The 22,916-nt window shown below is 71.9% G+C and carries 19 protein-coding genes and 1 pseudogene; 6 read left to right on the top strand and 14 right to left on the bottom strand.

Translation table 11 applies throughout. The annotated features are described in order from the left end of the window. Positions 1-148: 148 nt before the first annotated feature. Positions 149-2,266 carry a glycogen debranching protein GlgX gene (gene glgX, locus ACIHCX_RS06345; protein ID WP_400027145.1) on the bottom strand — a complete coding sequence of 706 codons (2,118 nt, stop codon included), beginning with the start codon at positions 2,264-2,266 and terminating at the stop codon, positions 149-151. 437 nt (positions 2,267-2,703) lie between these two features. Between glgX and ACIHCX_RS06350 the strand changes: the two genes are divergently transcribed. Together ACIHCX_RS06350 and ACIHCX_RS06355 are read left to right on the top strand one after the other, a co-directional pair. Continuing rightward, on the top strand, positions 2,704-3,972 hold the full coding sequence (locus ACIHCX_RS06350; protein WP_400027147.1) for an SAV2148 family HEPN domain-containing protein: 1,269 nt from the start codon (positions 2,704-2,706) through the stop codon (positions 3,970-3,972). Positions 3,973-4,081: 109 nt separating this feature from the next. After that, positions 4,082-4,804, top strand: a complete 723-nt coding sequence (locus tag ACIHCX_RS06355) for a 3'-5' exonuclease (RefSeq protein WP_400027149.1) — start codon at positions 4,082-4,084, stop codon at positions 4,802-4,804. A 98-nt stretch (positions 4,805-4,902) separates the two neighbouring features. Here the strand turns inward: ACIHCX_RS06355 and ACIHCX_RS06360 are convergent, their stop codons facing one another. Continuing rightward, the gene (locus ACIHCX_RS06360; RefSeq protein ID WP_400027151.1) at positions 4,903-5,766 is read right to left on the bottom strand and encodes a phosphotransferase; all 864 of its coding nucleotides are present in this window, start codon (positions 5,764-5,766) and stop codon (positions 4,903-4,905) included. 144 nt (positions 5,767-5,910) lie between these two features. Here ACIHCX_RS06360 and mgt point away from each other — a divergent pair. Beyond that, positions 5,911-7,150, top strand: a pseudogene (gene mgt, locus ACIHCX_RS06365) (macrolide-inactivating glycosyltransferase). Positions 7,151-7,171: 21 nt separating this feature from the next. On the opposite strand, the gene ACIHCX_RS06370 reads toward mgt, so the two are convergent. Next, positions 7,172-9,433, bottom strand: coding sequence for an MMPL family transporter (locus ACIHCX_RS06370; RefSeq protein ID WP_400027153.1), 2,262 nt, complete (start codon positions 9,431-9,433; stop codon positions 7,172-7,174). Between the two features lie 422 nt (positions 9,434-9,855). Here ACIHCX_RS06370 and ACIHCX_RS06375 point away from each other — a divergent pair, with 422 nt between their 5' ends. After that, positions 9,856-10,404: a DUF1697 domain-containing protein gene (locus ACIHCX_RS06375; protein ID WP_400027155.1), complete on the top strand. Its 549-nt coding sequence runs from the start codon at positions 9,856-9,858 to the stop codon at positions 10,402-10,404. A gap of 60 nt (positions 10,405-10,464) precedes the next feature. Here ACIHCX_RS06375 and ACIHCX_RS06380 read toward each other — a convergent pair whose 3' ends face one another. Next, on the bottom strand, positions 10,465-11,292 hold the full coding sequence (locus ACIHCX_RS06380) for an aldo/keto reductase (protein ID WP_400027700.1): 828 nt from the start codon (positions 11,290-11,292) through the stop codon (positions 10,465-10,467). Positions 11,293-11,359: 67 nt separating this feature from the next. Here ACIHCX_RS06380 and ACIHCX_RS06385 point away from each other — a divergent pair, with 67 nt between their 5' ends. Together ACIHCX_RS06385 and ACIHCX_RS06390 are read left to right on the top strand one after the other, a co-directional pair. Next, positions 11,360-12,424, top strand: a complete 1,065-nt coding sequence (locus ACIHCX_RS06385) for a ketopantoate reductase family protein (RefSeq protein WP_400027157.1) — start codon at positions 11,360-11,362, stop codon at positions 12,422-12,424. Between the two features lie 43 nt (positions 12,425-12,467). Beyond that, positions 12,468-13,097 (top strand): DsbA family protein, encoded by a 630-nt coding sequence (locus tag ACIHCX_RS06390; protein WP_400027160.1) that lies wholly within the window; start codon positions 12,468-12,470, stop codon positions 13,095-13,097. Between the two features lie 205 nt (positions 13,098-13,302). Here the strand turns inward: ACIHCX_RS06390 and ACIHCX_RS06395 are convergent, their stop codons facing one another. The 10 genes from ACIHCX_RS06395 to ACIHCX_RS06440 all read right to left on the bottom strand — a co-directional run bounded on the left by ACIHCX_RS06395 (position 13,303) and on the right by ACIHCX_RS06440 (position 22,552). Then, positions 13,303-14,049 (bottom strand): sirohydrochlorin chelatase, encoded by a 747-nt coding sequence (locus tag ACIHCX_RS06395; RefSeq protein ID WP_400027162.1) that lies wholly within the window; start codon positions 14,047-14,049, stop codon positions 13,303-13,305. Between the two features lie 6 nt (positions 14,050-14,055). Beyond that, a complete protein-coding gene (locus ACIHCX_RS06400; RefSeq protein ID WP_400027164.1) occupies positions 14,056-14,946 on the bottom strand; it encodes an ABC transporter permease in 891 nt (296 codons plus the stop codon). Continuing rightward, a complete protein-coding gene (locus ACIHCX_RS06405) occupies positions 14,933-15,712 on the bottom strand; it encodes an ABC transporter ATP-binding protein (protein ID WP_400027166.1) in 780 nt (259 codons plus the stop codon). Before ACIHCX_RS06405 ends, ACIHCX_RS06400 begins: the two co-directional genes overlap by 14 nt. A gap of 36 nt (positions 15,713-15,748) precedes the next feature. Next, positions 15,749-16,861 carry an aliphatic sulfonate ABC transporter substrate-binding protein gene (locus tag ACIHCX_RS06410; RefSeq protein ID WP_400027168.1) on the bottom strand — a complete coding sequence of 371 codons (1,113 nt, stop codon included), beginning with the start codon at positions 16,859-16,861 and terminating at the stop codon, positions 15,749-15,751. Between the two features lie 223 nt (positions 16,862-17,084). Further along, positions 17,085-18,419 (bottom strand): sulfate adenylyltransferase subunit 1, encoded by a 1,335-nt coding sequence (locus ACIHCX_RS06415; protein ID WP_400027170.1) that lies wholly within the window; start codon positions 18,417-18,419, stop codon positions 17,085-17,087. 2 nt (positions 18,420-18,421) lie between these two features. Beyond that, a complete protein-coding gene (cysD, locus tag ACIHCX_RS06420; RefSeq protein WP_400027172.1) occupies positions 18,422-19,366 on the bottom strand; it encodes a sulfate adenylyltransferase subunit CysD in 945 nt (314 codons plus the stop codon). After that, positions 19,363-19,947, bottom strand: coding sequence for an adenylyl-sulfate kinase (gene cysC, locus ACIHCX_RS06425; protein ID WP_400027702.1), 585 nt, complete (start codon positions 19,945-19,947; stop codon positions 19,363-19,365). Before cysC ends, cysD begins: the two co-directional genes overlap by 4 nt. Before the next feature lie 27 nt (positions 19,948-19,974). Continuing rightward, entirely contained in the window at positions 19,975-20,685 is a 711-nt protein-coding gene (locus tag ACIHCX_RS06430; RefSeq protein WP_400027174.1) for a phosphoadenylyl-sulfate reductase, read from the bottom strand. Next, a complete protein-coding gene (locus ACIHCX_RS06435) occupies positions 20,682-20,864 on the bottom strand; it encodes a hypothetical protein (RefSeq protein WP_400027176.1) in 183 nt (60 codons plus the stop codon). The genes ACIHCX_RS06430 and ACIHCX_RS06435 overlap by 4 nt, the downstream gene beginning before the upstream one ends. Then, complete coding sequence (locus tag ACIHCX_RS06440; protein WP_400027179.1) at positions 20,861-22,552, bottom strand: nitrite/sulfite reductase; 1,692 nt, start codon at positions 22,550-22,552, stop codon at positions 20,861-20,863. Before ACIHCX_RS06440 ends, ACIHCX_RS06435 begins: the two co-directional genes overlap by 4 nt. Between the last annotated feature and the right edge of the window lie 364 nt (positions 22,553-22,916).

A 22,916-nucleotide genomic window follows, 5' to 3' on the forward strand; every position in this document is an offset into this window, starting at 1 on the left:
GTTGGTGTCACCCGGCCGCCATGTGCCCGGGGCCCCACCCCGGGCGGGTGCCCGCCATCGCCCGGGTGGGTGAACACCGCACCGGTTCCCCGGCTCCTCGCCCGGGTGGGGGAGGGCTGCGTCGGCTCCTCGCCCCGGTCGGTGAGCGCTACGCAGGCCGTCGCAGCACCGTCAGGCTGCGGTCCTTCAGGGTGAGCCGGTCCCCGGCCCGCACCTCGGGGCCGGTGCCCGGCGGGACCGGGTCCGTGCGCGCGGTGTCCACCACCACCTTCCACCGGCGCCCGTGATCGACCGGCACGGCGAAGTCGAGCGGCTTCGGCGCGGCGTTGAACATCAGCAGGAAGGAGTCGTCGGTGATCCGTTCCCCGCGTGTGCCCGGCTCCGAGATCGCGTTGCCGTTGAGGAACACGGTCAGCGCGGAGGCCCGCGCCGAGTCCCAGTCCTGCTGGGTCATCTCCCGGCCCTCGGGGGTGAACCAGGCGATGTCGGACAGCTCGTCGTGCGTGCCCTCCACCGGCCGTCCGTGGAAGAAACGGCGCCGCCGGAAGACCGGGTGGTCCCTGCGCAGCCCCGCCATCGCGCGGACGAAGTCCAGCAGCTCGCCGTCGGGCTCGCCCGGCTCCGGCCAGCGCACCCAGGAGAGCTCGTTGTCCTGGCAGTAGGCGTTGTTGTTGCCCCGCTGGGTGCGCGCGAACTCGTCACCGTGGCTGATCATCGGCACGCCCTGGGACAGCATCAGCGTCGCGACGAAGTTCCGCGTCTGCCGGGCCCGCAGCCGCAGGACGCCGGGGTCGTCGCTCTCGCCCTCGGTACCGCAGTTCCAGGACCGGTTGTGGCTCTCGCCGTCCCGGTTGTCCTCGCCGTTGGCCTCGTTGTGCTTGGCGTTGTACGACACCAGGTCGCGCAGGGTGAAGCCGTCGTGGCAGGTGACGAAGTTGATCGAGGCCAGCGGGCGGCGGCCGTCGTCCTGGTAGAGGTCGGAGGAGCCGGTCAGCCGGGAGGCGAACTCGGCGAGCGCCCGCGGTTCGCCGCGCCACAGGTCCCGCACGGTGTCGCGGTACTTGCCGTTCCACTCGGTCCACAGCGGCGGGAAGTTCCCCACCTGGTAGCCGCCCTCGCCGACGTCCCAGGGCTCGGCGATCAGCTTCACCTGGGAGACCACCGGGTCCTGCTGCACGAGGTCGAAGAACGACGACAGCCGGTCCACCTCGTGGAACTGCCGTGCCAGGGTCGCCGCCAGGTCGAAGCGGAAGCCGTCGACGTGCATCTCGGTGACCCAGTAGCGCAGCGAGTCCATGATCAGCTGGAGCACGTGCGGGGACCGCATGAGCAGGGAGTTCCCGGTGCCCGTGGTGTCCATGTAGTAGCGCGGGTCGTCGGTGAGCCGGTAGTAGCGCGGGTTGTCGATGCCCTTGAAGGACAGGGTCGGACCCAGGTGGTTGCCCTCGGCGGTGTGGTTGTAGACCACGTCGAGGATGACCTCGATCCCGGCCTCGTGCAGTGCACGGACCGCCGACTTGAACTCGAGGACCTGCTGGCCGCGGTCGCCCCAGGAGGCGTAGGCGTTGTGCGGGGCGAAGAACCCGATCGTGTTGTAACCCCAGTAGTTGTTGAGGCCCAGGTCGACCAGGCGGTGGTCGTTCACGAACTGGTGTACGGGCATCAGTTCCAGCGCGGTGACCCCGAGTTCGGTCAGATGGTCGATGACCGCCGGGTGGGCGAGCCCCGCGTAGGTGCCGCGCAACTCCTCGGGCAGCCCCGGATGCCGCATGGTGAGGCCCTTGACATGGGCCTCGTAGATCACCGTCTCGTGGTAGCCGCGGCGCGGCGGCCGGTCGTCGCCCCAGTCGAAGTACGGGTTGACCACGACCGACGTCATGGTGTGCGGTGCCGAGTCCAGGTCGTTGCGCCGGCCGGGGTCGTCGAAGTGGTAGCCGTAGATCTCCTCCCCCCACCGGATCGAGCCGCTGATCGCACGCGCGTACGGGTCGAGCAGCAGCTTCGCCGAGTTGCAGAGCAGGCCCCGCTCCGGGGCGTACGGGCCGTGCACCCGGAACCCGTACCGCTGGCCCGGCATGACACCGGGCACGTACGCGTGCCGGACGAACGCGTCGCTCTCCCCCAGTTCCACCGCCGTCTCCGAGCCGTCGTCGTGCAGCAGACACAGCTCTACTCGGTCCGCGGCCTCCGTGAAGACCGCGAAGTTGGTGCCGGCGCCGTCGTACGTGGCGCCGAGTGGGTACGCCTCTCCAGGCCAGACCTGCATGGACCAGACTCTTTCAGGTGTGCGGCGGCGCGGGTGGCGCCTTCGCCCCGAGTCTCCAGGAAAGTCGCCGAAGCACCTATGACACACGTCCGGGTGCCGAACCGGTGGGGTGGACGGACGGTGCCCACGGGACGAGAGGGCCCGGGCGGGCAGGGCGAGCGGGACGGTCAGGGCGGAGGGCGGCCACGGGGCCGGGCGTGCCCCAGGTCAACGGGCGGGCCGGCGATCACCCGGCGGGGTGGGGCACGGGTGCCGGGGCGTCGCCCGGGACGCTGACGGCGGCCGCTGCCGGTCACCGGCTATGAATCAGCTCACTCGCCCGGCCCCAGCCCGCGGGAACGGGTAGGAACCGTGCGGAAGTTGAGAAAGGAGCTGTGCATCCGGCTGCGTCGCGCGCCGCTCCCGGAGTACCCTTCCTTGATCGTTGGGGACGGGGAGTGCCCGGGGGAGCGGAAGGCGGTGCACGGGTGGGCTCGGGAGGCCTGGAGCTGCCCCCTGGTGACGAGGGTCACGAGGGGAGCCCCGCAGACGTCCCGTCCGGCGCGGTGTCCCTGGCCCGGCCGATGGACGCGGGAGCCATCGGGCCGGAGCTGGACTGGGACGCCGGGGCCTGGCGCGAGGTGCGCACACGCGCCCAGCGGGCCGGCCGCGCCTACATCTGGCTGAACCTCGTCGAACAGCGGCTGCGCGCCGTCGTGGCCGCCGTGCTGCGCCCCGTCTACGAGCCCGTCCACGGCGACGACTGGGTGGTGGCCGCCGCCGGACCGGCCGGCCAGGAGTGGGTGCAGCGGGCCGTCGCGGTGCGCGAAGTCAGCCGCCGCAAGGGCTACTTGCTCGACCCGGCCGACGACAACGTGATCAGCTTCCTCACCCTGCCGCAGCTGCGTGAGCTGGTGGTGCAGCACTGGCCGTGCTTCGCGCCGTACATAGACGAGCGCCGGGACGTCGAACTCGCCCTGGACGAGCTGGAGGTGGCCCGCAACGTCGTCTCACGCAACCGGGCCCTGTCCGAGACGGTGCTCGGCCAGGCCGAGCGGGCCTCCGCACGGCTGCTCGACATCCTCGGCACCGGCGGCGACGTGCCCTCCGCCCGGCGGCTGCCGGTCGACGCGGTCGAGGACCTGGTCGGCGACCGGTACGGGGACGTGGTCGCGGTGCATCCGGACCGGGTGCGGCTGCTGCGCCAGTTCCCGGCCGAGGACATCTTCGGCGGCGCGCGCCGTCTGGACGCCATCGGCATCGGCCTCAACCTGCTCGTGCAGAACTTCTCCGGCCGCCGGCTGGTGCGGCTCGCCGAGTCCGGCTGCCGGGTGCGGCTGCTGTTCCTGAACCCGGCCTCCAGCGCGGTGAAGCGGCGCGAGCGTGAACTCGGGCTCAAGCGGGGCGAGTTGAGCCGTGCGGTGGAGATGAACATCCTGCACATGCGCCGGGTACGCGGCCGGCTGCGCGATCCGGGCGCCTTCGAGATCCAGGTCTACGACGAGACCCCCCGCGTCACCGCCTACCTGGTGGACGGCGACGGCTCGGACGGCATCGCGGTCGTGCAGTCCTATCTGCGGCGCAGCCGGGGCATGGAGGCTCCCGTCTTCGTCCTGCGGAACGAGAACAAGGTGGTCAAACCCGGCGAGATCGACGAAGGCGGGCTTTTCTCCGCCTATCGCGAGGAGTTCGAGCTGATGTGGGTGGATTCGCGCCCGGTGTCCTGAAACGCCCTCAGTCCCCGCGCGGAAAGCGGAACGTGGTCCTCGGACTGTCAGTGGCCCATGCGATCGTGGAGGCCACTGGGGGAACGCACCACCGAGAAGGGGGGCCGCCATGGGCTGGCACCGGGAGCTGCTGATCGGCTTCGACCTGGAGACGACCGGGACGGATCCGCGCGAGGCGCGCATCGTCACCGGGGCCGTGATCGAGGTCAGGGAAGGGGAGCCGGGGGGACGCCGGGAGTGGCTGGCCGACCCCGGCGTGGAGATCCCGGCGGACGCGGTGGCGGTGCACGGGATCAGCAGCGAACGCGCGGCCGCCGAGGGCGAACCGGCCGACCGGGTCGCGGACGCCATCGCCGACGTCCTGACCGGCTACTGGAAGGCGGGCGTGCCGGTCGTGGCGTACAACGCGGCCTTCGACCTGACCCTGCTCTCCGCCGAACTGCACCGGTACGGACTGCCGTCCCTGAGCGACCGCCTGGGCGGGGCGCAACCGGGCCCGGTCGTCGACCCGTACACCATCGACCGCTGGGCCGACCGCTACCGCAGGGGCAAGCGCACCCTGGAGGCGGTCTGCGCGGAGTACGGCGTCGTCCTGGACGCCGCCCACGACGCCTCGGCCGACGCCCTCGCGGCGGCCCGGCTGGCCGCCGCGATAGCCGGCCGCCACTCCAAGGTCGCGGCCCTCGGCCCGGCGGAGCTGCACCGCCGCCAGATCGAGTGGCACGCCGCCTGGGCTGCGGACTTCCAGGACTTCCTGCGCCGCAAGGGCGACCCGGACGCGGTGGTCGACGGCGCGTGGCCGCTGCGCCAACCGGCGGGCGAGACCGTCTGAGCCCCGGCCGCCGGGGACACGGCCCGGGCGGCCGACGCGCCGGTCCGGCCACGCTCGCCGTGCCTGCGGACCGGCACGCAGGGTGCAGAGCGCAAAACTCAGAACGGATACCAGCGCACGGTGGTGTCCCCGTCCCGCAGGGACGCCACCCGGCGTTCGAACTCGGTCAGCGCCTTGGGGTTGCTGGGGGCGTGCTGGGCGACCCAGGCGCAACTGGCCGTCTCGCGGGCGCCGCGCAGCACCGCGCAGCCCTCCCACTCCCGTACGTCCCAGCCGTACGTCGCCGTGAAGGAGCCGTACGCCTCCGCGGGCAGGCCGTAGCGGTCCCGGGACAGGGCCAGGACCACCAGGTCGTGCTCGCGCAGGTCGAAGGAGAAGGTCTCCAGGTCGACCAGGACCGGCCCGTCCGGGCCGACGTGCACATTGCGCGGCAGCGCGTCGCCGTGGATCGGGCCCGGCGGCAGTTGCGGGGTGAGCGCGGCGGCGGCCGCGGCGAACCCGTCGCGGCGCTCCCGCAGGTACGCCGCGTCGGCCGGGTCGATCGCGTCGCCCGCGAGCCGCAGCCAGCGTTCCACGCCGCCGAGCAGCTCGCGTGGCGGCAGCTCGAAGTCGGGGGCGGGCAGGGCGTGGACCAGGCGGAGGAGTGCGGCCAGGTCCGCCGGCTCGGCGGGCCGCACCGGATCGGGCATCCGGCGCCACACGGTCACCGGATGCCCCTCGACGAGGATCGCCTCCGCGGCGGCGGCCCGCACCGCGGGGACACCGGCCTCGGCCAGCCACAGCGCGGTCCGCAGCTCGCGCCGCGCCCGGTCCCACAGCTCGGCGTCCCGGCCCACCTTGACCACGAGGTCCCCGGCGGCGAACACCGCGTTCTCGCCCAGGGCGAGCAGCCGCGCGTCGCGCGCCGGACCGGACAGCACCCCCGTCTCGTCCAGTACCTCCCGAGCCCGCGCCTCGTCCATCGTCCGCCTCCGTGTCCTCGTCCGGGCCCGGGCAGCCGCGCCGGGGCCCCGCTCTTTTCGCCGGGTCAGTGTCGCATCCGCACAGGTCGGGACCGGTGTCCGGTCCCCGGCGGGGGTGGTGCGCCCGGCGGCGCGGAAACCACGTTGCACGAGACGTCTCGTCTCGCCTAGGGTCCGGGGCATGCCCACACGCGCCCACATCGCCATGTTCTCCATCGCCGCCCACGGCCACGTGAACCCCAGCTTCGAAGTGATCCGGGAGCTCGTCGCACGCGGACACCGGGTGACGTACGCCATCCCGCCCGTCTTCGCGGACAAGGTCGCGGAGACCGGCGCGGAGGTGAAGCCCTGGCGCTCCACCCTGCCCTCGCCCGACGACGACCCCTCCGACTGGGGGAACACGCTGCTCGACAACGTGGAGCCGTTCCTGGACGACGCGATCCAGGCCCTGCCCCAGCTGATCGAGGCCTACCGGGACGACGAACCGGACCTCGTGCTGCACGACATCACCTCCTACCCGGCCCGTGTCCTCGCCCACCGCTGGGGCGTGCCGGCGATCTACCTCTCCCCGAACCTCGTGGCCTGGGAGGGCTACGAGGAGGAGGTCGCCGAACCGCTGTGGGCCGAGCCCCTGAAGACGGAGCGGGGCCGGGCCTACTACGCCCGCTTCGAGGCGTGGCTCGCGCAGAACGGGATCACCCAGCACCCGGACCCGTTCGTCGGCCGCCCCGCCCGCTCGATCGTCCTGATTCCGCGCGTGCTGCAACCGCACGCCGACCGGGTCGACGAGAAGGTCCACAGCTTCGTCGGCGCCTGCCAGGGCGACCGCACGGCGCAGGGCGACTGGGAACGGCCCGCCGGGGCCGAGAAGGTGGTCCTCGTCTCGCTCGGCTCGTCCTTCACCAAGCAGCCGGCCTTCTACCGGGAGTGCGTCGAGGCCTTCGGTGGGCTGCCGGGCTGGCACACGGTGCTCCAGGTCGGCAAGCATGTGCGTCCGGACGAACTCGGCGACATCCCCGCGAACGTCGAAGTGCGGTCCTGGGTGCCGCAGTTGGCGATTCTGCGCAAGGCCGACCTGTTCGTCACGCACGCCGGGGCCGGGGGCAGCCAGGAGGGCCTGGCGACCGCGACGCCGATGATCGCCGTACCGCAGGCCGTCGACCAGTTCGGCAACGCGGACATGCTCCAGGGCCTCGGTGTGGCCCGCCGCCTCGCCACGGAGGAGGCGACCGCCGAGACCCTGCGGGCCGCCGCCCTCGCCCTCGTCGACGATCCCGAGGTGGCGCGGCGGCTGAAGGACGTCCAGGCCGCCATGGCCCGGGAAGGCGGCACCCGGCGGGCGGCCGACCTCATCGAGGCCGAACTGCCCACCGGGCGGAGGTGAGGCGCGCTGCCCGCCGAGGGCTCACACCCCCAGCGGCTCGCCCTTGCTCGGAGCGGGCGGGACAGGCGGGGCGGGCGGGGCCGCGACCGCCTCCGGGGTTTCGTCGTGGGTGAGGTCCGGCAGGCGGTGCAGCCACCTGGGCAGGTACCAGTTGCGTTCGCCCAGCAGGGACATCACCGAGGGCAGCAGCACACCGCGGATGACCGTGGCGTCGATGAGCACCGCGGCCGCCAGGCCCACGCCCATCTGCTTCATCGACTGCATGGACAGCGTTCCGAAGATCGCGAACACGGCGACCATGATCACCGCGGCGCTGGTGACGACACCCGCCGTGGTGACCACGCCGTGCTGGATGGCGTCCTTGGTGCTCCGGCCGCGCAGCCGCGCCTCGCGGATCCGGGAGACCACGAAGACGTGGTAGTCCATCGACAGGCCGAACAGGATCACGAACAGGAACAGCGGCAACCAGGTGACGATCGCGCCGACACCGTGGGCGCCCACCAGGGACGCGCCCCAGCCGTGCTGGAAGATCGCGACGAGGATGCCGTAGGCGGCGCCCACGGACAGCAGGTTCAGCACGATCGAGGTGATCGCGACGGTCAGCGAGCGGAACGACAGCAGCATCAGCAGGAAGGCGAAGGCCACGACGAAGACGAAGACCGGCACGACGGAGCCGACGAGCTGGGCGTTGAAGTCGTGCGAGCCGGCGACCTGGCCGGTGATCGGCGCCTGGACGCCGTCGACCGTGCCCAGCGTGGCGGGCCGCACCTCGTCACGCAGCTTCTCCAGGCTCCGGCCCGCCTTGTCGAGGTCCGAGCCGCCGACCAGCGGGACGGAGACGAGGGCGACGTTCCGGTCCTCGTGCAGCCGCACGTCGACCGGGCCGCGCGAGGCGCCCGAGGCGACGGCCCGCACCTTGAACGCGGTCAGCGCCTGCTGTACGGCCGGGGCGTTGATGTCGTCGGCCTTCACGACCACCAGGGCCGGCTCGGAACCGCCGGGGAAGGCCTCGTTGAGCCGGTTGTACGTCTGCACGATGGGCAGCGAGTCGCCGAACTCCTGGTCCAGCGTGAGCTGCGAGGTCTTCATGCCCAGCGCCGGAGCCGCGACGGCGAGCAGCGCGCCCACGGCCACCACGGCCGACACCACGGGCCGCGCCAGCACCCGCCGCAGCACGGCCGTCCAGAACCTGCTCTCCCCGTTGCCGCGCCGGGTGCGCCGCAGGAACGGCACGCGCCCCTTCTCGACCCGCTCGCCCAGCATCGACAGCAGCGCCGGCAGCACGGTCACCGAGCCGACCATGGCGACGGCCACCACCATCAGCGAGGCCAGGCCCATCGCCTCGAACTCGGCGACCCCGGTGAACAGCATGCCCGCCATCGCCACGCACACCGTGACGCCGGAGACGATGATCGCGCGCCCGCTGGTCGCGGCGGCGATGCGCAGCGCGGTCCCCGCGTCGCGTCCGGCCATCCGCTCCTCGCGCTCGCGGCGCAGGTAGAACAGGCAGTAGTCGACGCCGACGGCCATGCCGACCAGCAGCATCACGGAGTTGGCGGTGTCGCTCATCGGCTGGACGTGGCTGACGATGCCCATCAGGCCCATCGTCGCCATGATCGCGGTGATCGCCAGCGCCACCGGCAGCAGCGCGGCCACCAGTGCGCCGAAGGCGATCAGCAGGATGCCGAGGGCCACCGGCACGGCGGAGAACTCGGCCTGCTGGAAGTCGTCCCCGAACGCGTCGGAGTACTGCTTCTGCATGCTGGCGCCGCCGATCTCCTCGATCCGCAGCGTGCCGTGGTCCTTCTGGACGTTCGCCACGGCCTTCAGCACGGGCTCCACCCGCTCGCCCGCGGTGTCCGCCTCGCCCCGCAGCGCGAACTGCACCAGTGCGCTGCGGCCGTCCCCGGAGATGGTCTTCGTGTCGTACGGCGAGGTCACGTCCGTGACCAGGCCGGTCTTCTCGACGGCCGTGATCACGTCGCCGACGGCCGCCCGGAAGCCGGCGTCCGTGGCCTTGCCGGAGCCGTCCTTCGCCTGGATCAGGACGGTCTCGCTCGCCGGTTCCTTGATCCCCGCGTCCTCGATGATCTTCGCGGCGGTGTGCGTCTCGCCCTTGAGCTGGTCGCTCTCCTTGACGTCCAGCCGGCCGGCCACCGAACCGAGCCCCATCGCCAGGACGACGAACAGCACCCAGATCCCGACGGCGGCCCATCGATGCCGGGCGCTCCAGCCGCCGGCCCGCGCGGCGAGGCCCCGCACCCGTGTCTCTCCGTTCACCATGACGGGCTTGCCCCTTCTTGAGAGGCCCTGGGGACCTCGTGCGCGGCGACGGCCCCCTGCCGTCGCCTTCCGCAACGACGGTAGGGGCCGGGCGGTGCCCCGCTCGTCGTGCTGACCGGTGAAGTGGTGCCGCCGGGGCTCCTCCTGCCGGACCCCGTTTCCTCCGCACAGCGGAGTAGGTGACCCCTTACACGTATCCGGGCTTCTCGGGGGCGCGTATCAGGGTGTCCGTTCCGCCGGAAGCGCTCGGCTTTGCGGTTACGCAACCTTGTTGAACAAATCACAGCCGCGTGCAGCGGTTGCTCCGGGCGCCGCGATCCGTCATCGTTTCGTCCGGCCCCGCCCCTCGGCAGGCGGCCGTCGTGCCCGCCCCCACGGGGCACGACCGCCGCTCTGTCAGGGGCGGGTTCTATCGTGGGCGGATGACGACGTACGCCGCGCTGCTGCGCGGAATCAACGTGGGCGGCAAGAAGGTCCCGATGGCCGAGCTGCGCACCCTGGTGGCCGAACTCGGCCACACGGGGGTGCGCACGCATCTGCAGAGCGGCCAGGCCGTGTTCGCCGCCGGTCACGGCGACGAGGAGTCGCTGGCCGCCGAGCTCACGGCGGCGCTGGAGAAGCGGTTCGGCTTCCCGGTGGACGTGATCGTGCGCGACCACGCCTATCTGCGGGCGGTCGCCGAGGCCTGCCCGTTCCCGGCCGCCGAGCTGGAGGGCCGGCAGCTGCACGTGACCTACTTCTCCGCGCCCGTCGCGGCGGAGCGCTACGCGGAGATCGACCGGGACACCTACCTGCCCGAGGAGTTCCGCCTCGGCGACCGGGCCCTGTACCTGTACGCGCCGGACGGGCTCGGCCGTTCCAAGCTCGCCGAGCACCTCTCCAGAAAGCGGCTGAACAAGGACCTGATCGCCACCAGCCGGAACTGGAACACGGTGCTCAAACTCGTCGAGCTGACCGCCCCGGACGCCTGACCCGCACGGACGCGACCCGCACGGACGCGACCCGTACGGTCACGACCCGGGCGGACGCGCTCACCCGAGAGCGCCCAGCCGGGACAGCTCGGCGGCGCCGAGGGACACCCCGGCCGCGTCCAGGTTCTCCTCCAGGTGGGCGAGCGTGCCCGTGCCCGGCGTCGGGCAGAGCACGGGGGAGCGGTGCAGCAGCCAGGCCAGGGCCACCTGTCCCGGTGTGGCGCCGTGCGCGGCGGCGATCCCGGCGCACTCCGGGTTCCCGGTCAACGTGCCGTTGCCCAGCGGGAACCACGGCAGGAACGCGATACCGCGCTCCTCGCACAGCTCCAACAGCGGCTCCGACGCCCGGGCGAGGAGGTTGTAGCGGTTCTGGACCGAGGCGACGGGCGTCGACTCCAGTGCGGTGGCGAGCTGTTCGGCGGACACGGTGTCCAGGCCGATGTGACGGATCTTGCCCTCCTTCCGCAACTCGTCGAGCACACCGAGCTGTTCGGCCATCGGCACCGCGGGGTCCAGCCGGTGCAGCTGGTACAGGTCGATCCTCTCCAGCCGCAGCCTGCGCAGGCTCGCCTCGCACATCGCGCGCAGTGCTCGTGGCCGCCCGTCGATGTGCCAGGCGCTGTCGCTGGTGCGGACCACCCCGCCCTTGGTGGCGATCACCAGGTCCTCGGGGTAGGGGTGCAGCGCCTTGGCCACGCGTTCCTCGGCGACGGACGGGCCGTAGTTGTCGGCGGTGTCGATCAGGGTCACCCCGCGCTCGACTGCCCGCCGCAGCACGGCCACCGCGTCTCGCGCGTCGCCGCGCGGGCCCCAGTAACCGGGGCCGGTCAGCTGCGCGGTGCCGTAGCCGAGGCGGCGTACGGGCAGGTCGCCGCCGAGCATGAACATCTCCGGGGGCACACGATCTCCTCGGTCGTCCGTTGGGGCGCTTGGTTCGCTGTGCAAGGCTCGTCCCATGCGATACATCATCATCGGGGCAGGGGCGGTCGGCGGTGCCATCGGGGGGCGGCTGGCGCAGAGCGGGCGTGAGGTCGTGCTGGTCGCGCGGGGAGCGCACCTCGCGGCACTGCGGGAGGGCGGGCTGCGGCTGAGAGTGCCGGAGGGCGAGCTGACGTACCGGCTGCCCGCCGTGGACGGGCCCGAGGCGCTCGGCGAACTGCGCGCCGACGACGTGCTCGTGCTGGCCGTCAAGACGCAGGACACCGAGGCGGCGCTGGCGGCCTGGGGGCCGGCGCCGGTCGCGGGCGGCGGCACGGCCGAGGGGACGCTGCCGCTGCTGTGCGCGCAGAACGGGGTGGAGGGGCAGCGGCTCGCCCTGCGCCGCTTCCGGCACGTGTACGGCATCTGCGTCTGGCTGCCCGCGACCCACGTCGAACCCGGCGCCGTCTCGGCCGCCGGCACCCCGCTCACCGGCATGCTGCACCTGGGCCGCTACCCGCACGGCACCGACGGCACCCTGCGGCGGATCTCCGCCGATCTGGAGGCGGCGCACTTCGAGGCACCGGTCGTGCCGGAGGTGACCCGCTGGCAGTACGCCAAGCTGCTCGGCAACCTCGCCAACGCCATCGAGGCCGTCAGCGGCCCGCTGGACAACGAGGCGGCGCGGGCGCTGTACGCGAGGGTGCGCGCCGAGGGCGAGGCGGTGCTCGCCGCCGCAGGCATCCCGTGGGCGAGCGCCGAGGAGCAGCGGGAGGCCCGCGGCGACAAGATCACCCTGGTGCCGCTGCCCGGCGCCCCGCGCGGCGGCGGCTCCTCCTGGCAGTCCCTCGCCCGCGGCACCGGCTCCATCGAGGCCGACCACCTCAACGGGGAGATCGTGCTCCTGGGCCGGCTGCACGGCATACCGGCACCGCTGAACGAACTGCTCCAGCACCTGGCCAACACCTTCGCACGGGAGCGCCGGCCGGCCGGCTCGCTGCCGGTGGCGGAACTGGTGCGGCTGGCGGACACGGTGGCCACCGCGGACCGGGCGGAACGGGCGGGCCGGGCGGACCAAGTGGCTCAGGAAAAGGCCTCCTGATTGGACCGCGATCCTGTGCCAATCGGCCGCTAGCGTCGACGGCATGACCCATGACTCGCCGACTGACTCGCCGACCCGCGTCGACCTCTTCTTCGACCCCGCCTGCCCCTTCGCCTGGATCACCTCCCGCTGGCTGCTTGAGGTGGAACGTGAGCGTCCGCTCGACCTCAGGTTCCAGGTCATGAGCCTGTACCTGCACAACACCGGCAACGAACTGCCGGACTGGTACCGGGAACTGGTCGACAGGTCGATCGGCCCGGTGCGGGTCGCGGTGGCCGCCGCCGAGCGGCACGGCGAGAAGGCGCTGCGGGACCTGTACACCGCGTTCGGCGTCCGCATCCACGAACGCCGGGTGGAGGACTTCGACGAGGTCGTCGCCGGGTCCCTGGCCGAGCTCGGACTCGACCAGGACCTCGCGGCGGCCGCGCACGATCCCTCCTACGACGAGGCGGTACGGCGCAGTCACGAGGCAGGCGCCGAGGCGGACACCGGCGCGTACGTGGGGACGCCCACCCTTCACGTCGACGGAACGGTCTGGTTCGGGCCGGTGTTGCGGGCCGTTCCGCGCGGGGCCGAGGCGGTCGAACTGTTCGACGCCTTCCGGGTTTTGGCGACCCGGCCGGACTTCTTCGAACTCAAGCGGACCCGCACCGGATCACTCCGCTTCGACTGAGCCGCGCCGAACCGGGCCTCGGCACACGGCATGGGCGGGATGATCCACATTCGGGCCCCCGCCCGCCGTACGGCAGTGACACTTGCGCACCGCCGCACGCTGTACTGAACGTCACCACCGCTCACCGATCAACGGCGGGCGCTGGTCGGACGGTTCGCGGACCGGCACCACGGGGGAGTGCCGGGCCGCGGCCCGTACCCGCCCGTCAGGCCCCCAGAGCAGCCGACAGCGGCAGCCGGGCGGCGTCGTAGCGCTCCAGCAGGACCCGCGCCACCTCCGGCGCCGGGCCGAGCACCCCGGCCAGCACGTCGGCCCCGGCCTCGGCCGCGCCCCGTGCGATGCGGTCCGGCAGGAAACCCGGTGCCAGCACGTACGGTGCGACCGCGACCTTGGCGCAGCCCAGCTCCCGCAGTTCCCGCACCGCGTCCTCGGTGCGCGGTGGTGAAGCGGAGGCGAACGCAGGCCGCACGGCGCACCAGCCGGTGTGCCGCCACTCCCGCGCGATGTCTGCGATCACTGCGATCGCCTCCGGGTCGGAGGACCCCGCCGAGGCCAGCACGACCCCGGTCGAGGACTTGTCGGCGGGATCGAGACCCGCCTCGTGCAGACGGCGTTCCAGAGCGTCCGTCAGCAGCGGTGAGGGGCCGAGGACCTCCGCCTGCCGGATCCGCAGCCGCGACGGCGCCCGGCGCAGCACCGAGGGGATGTCCGCCTTGGCGTGGAAGGCGCGGGTCAGCAGCAGCGGCAGGGCCACGACGTCCCGCACCCCGTCGGCCGCCAGGGCGTCAAGGACGCCCGGTACGGACGGGACGTTGAAGTCCAGGAAGCCGGTCTCCACCCGGAGCCCGGGGCGCAGCGCCCGGACCCGGCGGACCAGGGCGTGCACGGTCGCGGCATGCCGCGGATCGCGGCTGCCGTGGGCGACGACGAGGAGAACGGGCTGGTGGATCATGGGCGTTCAGCTCTTCACGAGAAGACCGCGGCCGCGCAGCACCCGCCGCTCCAGCGGACTGAAGATCAGCAGGTCGATGGCGATGCCGACGAACAGGATCAGGATGATGGCCTCGAACACCATGGCCATGGAGCTGGCGTTGCGGCCGTTCTCGAGCAGCGCGCCCAGGCCGATGCCCAGGTCCGGCGAGGAGGCGATGATCTCCGCGGCCATCAGCGAGCGCCAGGAGAACGCCCAGCCCTGCTTCAGACCGGCCAGATAGCCCGGCAGCGCGGCCGGAAGCACGATGTGCCGGGCGCCCCGGAGTCCCGTCGCGCCCATCGTGCGGCCCGCCCGCAGGAACAGCGGCGGCACCTGGTCGATGCCGGACACCAGGCCGTTGGCGATGGAGGGGACCGCGCCGAGCAGGATCACCGCGTACATCATCGAGTTGTCCAGGCCCAGCCAGATCACCGCGGGCGGCACCCACGCCACCGACGGCAGTGACTGGAGGCCGGACAGGATCGGGCCGATGGCCGCGCGCACGAACCTGACCCGGGCCACCAGCAGGCCCAGCGGGGTGCCGATCGCCAGCGCCAGCAGGAAGCCCAGCAGACCGCGCGAGACGGACGTCCAGATGAAGCCGAGCAGCTTGCCCTGCAACCAGGCGTCCTTGAACTCGCCGCCTACGTCGGCGGGCGAGGGCAGCCTGCTCGGGTCGTCGACCACCTTCAGGGAGATCAGCGCCTGCCAGAGCACCAGGACCACCGCGATCGCCACGACCGGTGGCAGGACCTTGTCGACGAGGGTCCGGCGCAGCGGGGCCCGGCCGGCCGCGGTGGTCTCCAGGGCGTCCAGACCGGCTTCCACGTCGGCCAGTTCGGCGCCGTGCGCCGTCTTCGTCTCAGTGCTGGCCATGTCGGCGGATCTCCCCACGCAGGACTTCGGTGATCTCCAGGGACAGTTCCGCCACGGGCGCGTCCTCGATGCGGCGCGGCTGCGGGATGTCCACCGTCCACTCCCGGGCCACCCGGCCCGGACGGGAGGACAGCAGCACCACCCGCTGGGCCAGCCGCACCGCCTCGCGCACGTTGTGGGTGACGAACAGCACCGACACCCCGGTCTGCTGCCAGATCCGGGTCAGCTCGTCGTGCAGGACGTCCCGGGTGATGGCGTCGAGCGCCGCGAACGGCTCGTCCATCAGGAGCAGGTTGCTCTCCTGGGCCAGCGCGCGGGCCAGCGCCACGCGCTGGCGCATTCCGCCGGACAGTTCGTGGACGCGCTTGCCGTGCGCGCCCTTCAGCCGGACGAGTTCGAGCAGCTCCTCGGCCCGGCCGCGCCGCTCCGGCTTCGCCACCCCCCGCAGTCTCAGGGCGAGTTCGATGTTCTTGCCCGCGGTCAGCCAGGGGAAGAGGGCGTGTTCCTGGAACATCAGGGCGGGGCGGCCGTCCGTCGTGATGGACCCGGCGGTCGGCTGGTCCAGCCCCGCCACCAGGTTGAGCAGGGTGGACTTGCCGCAGCCCGAGGCCCCCAGGAGGGTGACGAACTCGCCCGGAGCGACATCGAGGCTGATGCCGTCCAGGACGAGCTGCTGCCCGCCCGGTCCCGCGAAGGACTTCGAGACGTTCTCGAGGCGGGCCGCGTGCGTTACGGTCTCGGCGGCCCCGGCGAGGGTCGTGGCCATGGTCGTCACCTCCTGGGAACTCTTCGGCTTCGGGCTCTACTGGGCGCCGAGACCGGCGTCGTCGACGGTCGGTTCGCCCGCGGCCTTCAGCACCTTGTTCAGCGGGGCCAGGTCATAGATGCCGGCCAGCTCGGGGCTCTGCAGCAGACCCGCCTTGACGGCGTGCCTCGCCTCCGTGTCGAGGGTCGAGGCCAGCGGGTCGTCGGTGATCTGGATGGACTGCCACGCCGGGTCCAGGACGTCGCCCGGCAGTTCCTTGCCGGAGTCGATCCCGAGCTGCTTGTTCGCCGCGGTCTTCGCCTCGTCCGGGTGGCCGTTGATCCACTTGTTGGTCTCGACGGAGGCCTTCAGCACCGCCTCGACGGCCTTCGGGTGTTCCTTGAGGAACTTCTGCGACACGATGATGTTCGTGATCACGAACTTCTTGTCGGGCCACAGCGACGCCTCGTCAAGGAGCACCTTGGCACCCTCGGCGACCAGCTTCGACGCGGTCGGCTCCGGCACCCAGGCGCCGTCGATGGAGCCGGACCTGTAGGCGTCCGGGGTGATCTTGTTGTCGGTGCGGACCACGGAGACGTCGCCCTTGCCGCTGAGCGCGTCGACCTTCCAGCCCTGCTCCGCGATCCAGTTGAGGAAGGCCACGTCCTGCGTGTTGCCCAGCTGCGGGGTCGCGATCTTCTTGCCCTTGACGTCCTTCAGGGACTTGATCCTCGCCGGGTTGACGACGAGCTTGACCCCGCCGGAGGCCGAACCTCCGATGATGCGCAGGCTCTTGCCGTCCGACTTGGTGTAGCCGTTGATCGCCGGGGACGGGCCGATCCAGCCGATGTCGATGGAGCCGGAGTTGAGGGCCTCGATCTCGGACGGCCCGGCGTTGAAGACCGACGGCTTGACGATCGTGGCGCCCAGCTCCTTCTGGAAGAAGCCCTTCTGCACCCCGACCAGCGCGGTCGCGTGGGTCAGGTTGCCGAAGTAGCCGATTCTGACCGCGTCGAGACCGTCGGTCTTCTTCGCCCCGGCGGCCACCTTCTGCTGGGCGCCGCCGTCGTCGGACTGGGAGCCGTAGCCGCAGGCGGCGAGGGCGAGCAGGGGCAGGGCGGCGGCCATGGCGAGGCCGCGGCGGAGGGTGGACGAGCTGGTGGCAGGCACGGGAGGTTGTCCCCTCGTCGGCCCGGCGGTCACGGCGTCTCAGGCCGTGGCCGGGAGGTCGGCAGGTCTTCGTCGGTGCGGGTGGGGGGTGAGGGCGCGCGGGCGGTGCGCGTACGTCAGTCCGCACATCGGGCCACCCCACCCTGCCCGCTGCCGAGAGCGCCGCTGCCCACCCGGCCGCCCTCCTTGGCGAACGTCGAGTAGAAATCGGAGGAGTTCATGGTCAGAAGTCCCAGCCGTCCTCGTTCGCGGTGTCCTTGACCGGTGCCGGCATGGCGAACGACTCGCCGACCATCCCCGCGGTGAGCGTGGTGCCGTCGCCGGGGTCGATCAGGATGAACGAGCCGGTGCGGCGGGAGTCGGCGTAGGCGTCGACCGGCAGCGGCTCGGCGGTGCGGATCTTCACCCGGCCGATGTCGTTGGCGACGAGCTGCCCGGGGTGCGGGTGCAGGGACAGGTCGTCCAGGGTGAGCCGGGACGGGATGTCCTTGACGATCGCCTTGACCGTGCGGGTGCCGTGCTTGAGCAGCACCCGGTGGCCGACGGTCAGCGGCTGGTCGGCGACGTGGCAGACGGTCGCCTCCACGTCCTGGGTGGTGGCGGGCGCGTCCTTGCTGGGCACGATCAGGTCACCGCGCGAGACGTCGATGTCGTCCCGGAGCAGGACCGTCACCGACTGCGTCGTCCAGGCCACGTCGACCGGCTCGCCGAGCAGGTCGATGCCGGCGATCCGGGTGGTGCGGCCGGACGGCAGCACCGTGACCTCGTCGCCGACCCGGAAGCTGCCGGCGGCGATCTGGCCGGCGTAGCCGCGGTAGTCGGGGTGCTCGGCGGTCTGCGGCCGGATCACGTACTGCACGGGCAGCCGCGCGTGGCAGTGCGCCAGGTCGTGGCTGACCGGGACCGTCTCCAGGTGCTCCAGGACGGTCGGGCCGCCGTACCAGTCCATGGCCGCGGACGGTTCCACCACGTTGTCGCCGACCAGCGCCGAGATCGGGATCGCGGTGACCTCGGGAACGCCCAGTTCGGTGGCGTACGCGGTGAACTCCTCGGCGATCGCGGCGAACACGGACTCCCGGTAGTCGACCAGGTCCATCTTGTTCACGGCCAGGACCACGTGCGGCACCCGCAGCAGCGCGGCGATCGCCGCGTGCCGGCGGGTCTGCTCCACCACGCCGTTGCGGGCGTCCACCAGGATCACCGTCAGCTCCGCGGTGGACGCGCCGGTGACCATGTTCCGCGTGTACTGCACATGGCCCGGCGTGTCCGCGAGGATGAACCGGCGGCGCGGGGTGGCGAAGTAGCGGTAGGCCACGTCGATGGTGATGCCCTGCTCGCGCTCGGCGCGCAGCCCGTCCGTCAGCAGCGCGAGGTCCGGGGCCTGCTGGCCGCGGCTCGCGGAGACGCGCTCCACGGCCTCCAGCTGGTCGGCGAGCACCGACTTGGAGTCGTGCAGCAGCCGCCCCACCAGGGTGGACTTGCCGTCGTCGACGGAGCCGGCGGTGGCGAACCGCAGCAGGGTGGTGGCCGCGAGCTCCGCGGCGGTGATCGTGCTCACGGCTAGAAGTACCCCTCGCGCTTGCGGTCTTCCATCGCGGCCTCGGACAGCTTGTCGTCGGCCCGGGTGGCGCCGCGCTCGGTCAGGCGCGAGGCGGCGATCTCGGTGATGACCTTCTCGATGGTGTCGGCGTCGGAGTCGACGGCGCCGGTGCAGGACATGTCGCCGACGGTGCGGTAGCGCACGATCCGCTTCTCCACGCTCTCGCCGTCCTTGGGGCCGCCCCAGTCACCGGCGGTCAGCCACATGCCGCCGCGCTGGAAGACCTCACGCGTGTGGGCGTAGTAGATCCCGGGCAGCTCGATGCCCTCGCGGGCGATGTACTGCCACACGTCCAGCTCTGTCCAGTTGGACAGCGGGAACACCCGCACGTGCTCGCCGGGCGCGTGCCGGCCGTTGTAGAGGTTCCACAGCTCGGGCCGCTGACGGCGCGGGTCCCACTGGGAGAACTCGTCCCGCAGCGAGAACACCCGCTCCTTGGCGCGTGCCTTCTCCTCGTCGCGGCGCCCGCCGCCGAACACCGCGTCGAACCGCTCGGACCGGATCCTCTCGGTCAGCGGGAGGGTCTGGAGCGGGTTGCGGGTGCCGTCCGGGCGCTCCTTGAGGACGCCCCGGTCGATGTACTCCTGTACGGAGGCGACGTGCAGCCGCAGGCCGTGCCCTTCGACCGTGCGGTCGCGGTAGTCGAGGACCTCGGGGAAGTTGTGCCCGGTGTCCACGTGCAGCAGCGAGAAGGGGACCGCGGCGGGCCGGAACGCCTTCAGCGCCAGGTGCAGCATGACGATGGAGTCCTTGCCCCCGGAGAAAAGGATCACCGGGTTCTCGAACTCGCCCGCCACCTCGCGGAAGACGTGCACCGCCTCGGACTCGAGCGCGTCCAGGTGGGAGAGGGCGTACGGGCTGCCCGTGCCCTCGTCGCCCGCCGTGGTCTCGGCGACGGTCGTCATGCCAGTCCCCTTTCGCTGAGCAGCGCGTGCACGGAGCCCGCGGACTCCCCGACCGTCTGGTGCTGCGACTCGATGCGCAGATCCGGCGTCCGGGGCTCCTCGTACGGGTCGTCGACGCCGGTCAGGCCCGTCAGCTCGCCCGCGGCCTGCCGGGCGTACAGACCCTTCACATCGCGTACGGAGCACACCTCGACCGGGGTGGCGACGTGCACCTCCAGATACGTCGTGCCGTTCTTCGCGTGCCACGCGCGCACCGCGTCGCGGCTGTCGGTGTACGGCGCGATCACCGGGACCAGCGCCTTGACGCCGTTGCGGGCGAGCAGTTCGGCGACGAAGCCGATGCGCCGCACGTTGGTGTGCCGGTCCTCGCGGCTGAAGCCGAGGCCCGCGGAGAGGAACTCGCGGATCTCGTCGCCGTCGAGCACCTCGACGCGGTGGCCCTCCGCACGCAGCCGCCCGGCCAGTTCGTGCGCGATGGTGGTCTTGCCGGCACTCGGCAGACCCGTGAGCCAGACGGTGGCTCCGGTCGTCACGTGGTTCTCCCTGTGGGTGGAAGTGATCGTCGAAAGCACCGACAGCATCGACAGCGTCGTCGGTACGGTCATGGCTCAGCCGTGCAGTCCGCACTCGGTCTTGGAGCTGCCCGCCCAGCGGCCGGCGCGCGCGTCCTCGCCCTGAAGCAGGCGCCGGGTGCAGGGCGCGCAGCCCACGGAGCCGTAGCCGTCCATCAGCAACGGGTTGGTCAGGACACCGTGTTCGGCGACGTAGGCGTCCACGTCGTCCTGGGTCCAGCGGGCGATCGGGGAAATCTTGACCTTCCGCCGCTTCTCGTCCCAGCCGACGACCGGGGTGTTCGCCCGGGTCGGGGACTCGTCGCGGCGCAGCCCGGTCGCCCAGGCCAGGTAGCCCTCCAGGCCCTCCTCCAGCGGCCGCACCTTGCGCAGCCGGCAGCACAGGTCCGGATCGCGGTCGTGCAGCCTCGGGCCGTACGCGGCGTCCTGTTCGGCGACCGTCTGCCGGGGGGTGAGGGTGATGACGTGGACGTCCAGCACGGCCTCGACCGCGTCGCGGGTGCCGATGGTCTCCGGGAAGTGGTAGCCGGTGTCGAGGAACACCACGTCCACACCGGGCATCGCACGGGAGGCCAGATGGGCGACCACCGCGTCCTCCATGGACGAGGTGACGCAGAACCGGCGGCCGAAGGTGGCCGCCGCCCACTGGAGGATCTCCAGCGCGGAGGCGTCCTCCAGATCACGGCCCGCCTGCTCGGCCAACGCCTTCAACTCGGCGTCGCCCACGGTGTCCTGAATGACCGTCATAGCCGCTCGTCCCCTTCGTGGCCGGCGCGCTGGACGCCCCGAACGAGCAGGCCGAGGAACTTCAGCCGGAAGGCCCGGTTGCACCCCGCGCACTCCCAGGCGCCGTGGCCCTCCTCGCTGGGCCGGAGGTCCTCCTCCCCGCAGTACGGGCAGTAGAAGGGGGCGGCACGCTCGCTCATGACAGCTCCTCCTCGGACGCCCGCGCGGCCCAGGCGGCGAACCGCTCGCCGTCCTCGCGCTGCTCCTGGTAGCGGCTCAGGACCCGCTCGATGTAGTCGGGCAGCTCCCTGGCCGTCACCTTCAGGCCGCGCACCTTGCGGCCGAAGCCGGGCTCCAGGCCGAGCGCGCCGCCCAGGTGCACCTGGTAGCCCTCGACCTGCTCGCCCTTGTCGTCGACCACCAGCTGGCCCTTGAGGCCGATGTCCGCCACCTGGATGCGGGCGCAGGCGTTGGGGCAGCCGTTGAGGTTGATGGTGATCGGCTCGTCGAAGTCCGGCAGGCGCCGCTCGAGTTCGTCGATCAGCGTGGCGCCGCGCGCCTTGGTCTCGACGATGGCGAGCTTGCAGAACTCGATGCCGGTGCAGGCCATCGTGCCGCGCCGGAACGTGGACGGCCGGGCGGTGAGGTCCAGCGCCTCCAGACCGGCGATCAGCGAGTCGACCTGGTCCCCCTCGACATCGAGGATGATCATCTTCTGTTCGACGGTGGTACGGACCCGTCCCGAGCCGTGCGCCTCGGCCAGTTCGGCGATCTTCGTCAGGGTGGCGCCGTCGACGCGGCCGACCCGCGGGGCGAACCCGACGTAGTGGCGGCCGTCGTTCTGCCGGTGCACCCCGACGTGGTCGCGCCACTGCTGGACGGGCTGCTCAGGGGCGGGCCCGTCGACGAGAGGCCGCTTCAGGTACTCGTCCTCCAGCACCCGGCGGAACTTCTCCGCGCCCCAGTCGGCGACCAGGAACTTCAGCCGGGCCCGGTTGCGCAGCCGCCGGTAGCCGTAGTCACGGAAGATCGACAGGACGCCCTCGTAGACGTCCGGGACCTCCTCCAGCGGCACCCAGGCGCCCAGCCGCACGCCCAGCTTGGGGTTGGTGGACAGGCCGCCGCCGACCCACAGGTCGAAGCCGGGCCCGTGCTCGGGGTGGCGCACACCCACGAACGCGACGTCGTTGATCTCGTGGACCACGTCCAGCAGCGGGGAGCCGGAGATGGCCGTCTTGAACTTCCGGGGGAGGTTCGAGTACGCCTTGTTGCCCAGGACGCGGCGCTGCATCTCCTCCAACGCCGGGGTGGCGTCGACGATTTCGTCCTCGGCGATGCCGGCGACGGGGGAGCCGATCATGACGCGCGGGGTGTCGCCGCAGGCGGTGACCGTGGACAGGCCGACGGCCTCCAGCCGGTTCCAGATCTCCGGCACGTCCTCGATCCGGATCCAGTGGTACTGGATGTTCTGCCGGTCGGTGATGTCGGCGGTGCCGCGCGCGAACTCCTGCGAGACCTCACCGATGACGCGCAGCTGCCGGGTGGTCAGCCGGCCGCCGTCGATGCGCACCCGCATCATGAAGTAGCGGTCGTCCAGCTCCTCCGGCTCCAGGATCGCGGTCTTGCCGCCGTCGATGCCGGGCTTGCGCTGGGTGTACAGACCCCACCAGCGCATCCGGCCGCGCAGGTCGTTGGGGTCGATGGAGTCGAAACCGCGCTGGGAGTAGATCGTCTCAATGCGTGTCCGCACATTGAGACCGTCGTCGTCCTTCTTGAACTGTTCGTTGCCGTTGAGCGGGGTCAGATGCCCCACGGCCCACTGCCCCTCGCCGCGGTGACGGCTCACCTTGCGGCGGGGCGCGGTGGGGTTCTGCGGGGAGGCGGCCATGGTCGATACGTCCTTCGGAACAGCGGGAATGCGGCTCTGACCTGCGCGGCTGCAGCACGCATGGGCAGACGGGCAGGCATGCGCGTCTGTGCGCAGGGCTGGGGAAAGCAGGAAAGCGAGAAAGCAGGACTGCGGGAAGGCAGGGCAGCGGGAAAGCAGAAAAAGCGGGGAAAGCGGGAAACCGTGCCGGGCCCGTGGCCGTCAGGCCACGGCGGGTGGGGTCAGCTCGCCGGACAGATGGCGCTGGACATGCGGCCGTGGTCGACGTGCCGTCGGCTCACCAAGGCGATTCCAGTTCCAGACATGGTGGAAAGCCTGGCACGGAGATCTGGACAGCGTCCAGCTTCGTCCGTCATACGGACAC

This window comes from Streptomyces sp. NPDC052043 (assembly GCF_044548235.1).
In the GTDB taxonomy this organism is placed as follows: Bacteria; Actinomycetota; Actinomycetes; order Streptomycetales; family Streptomycetaceae; genus Streptomyces.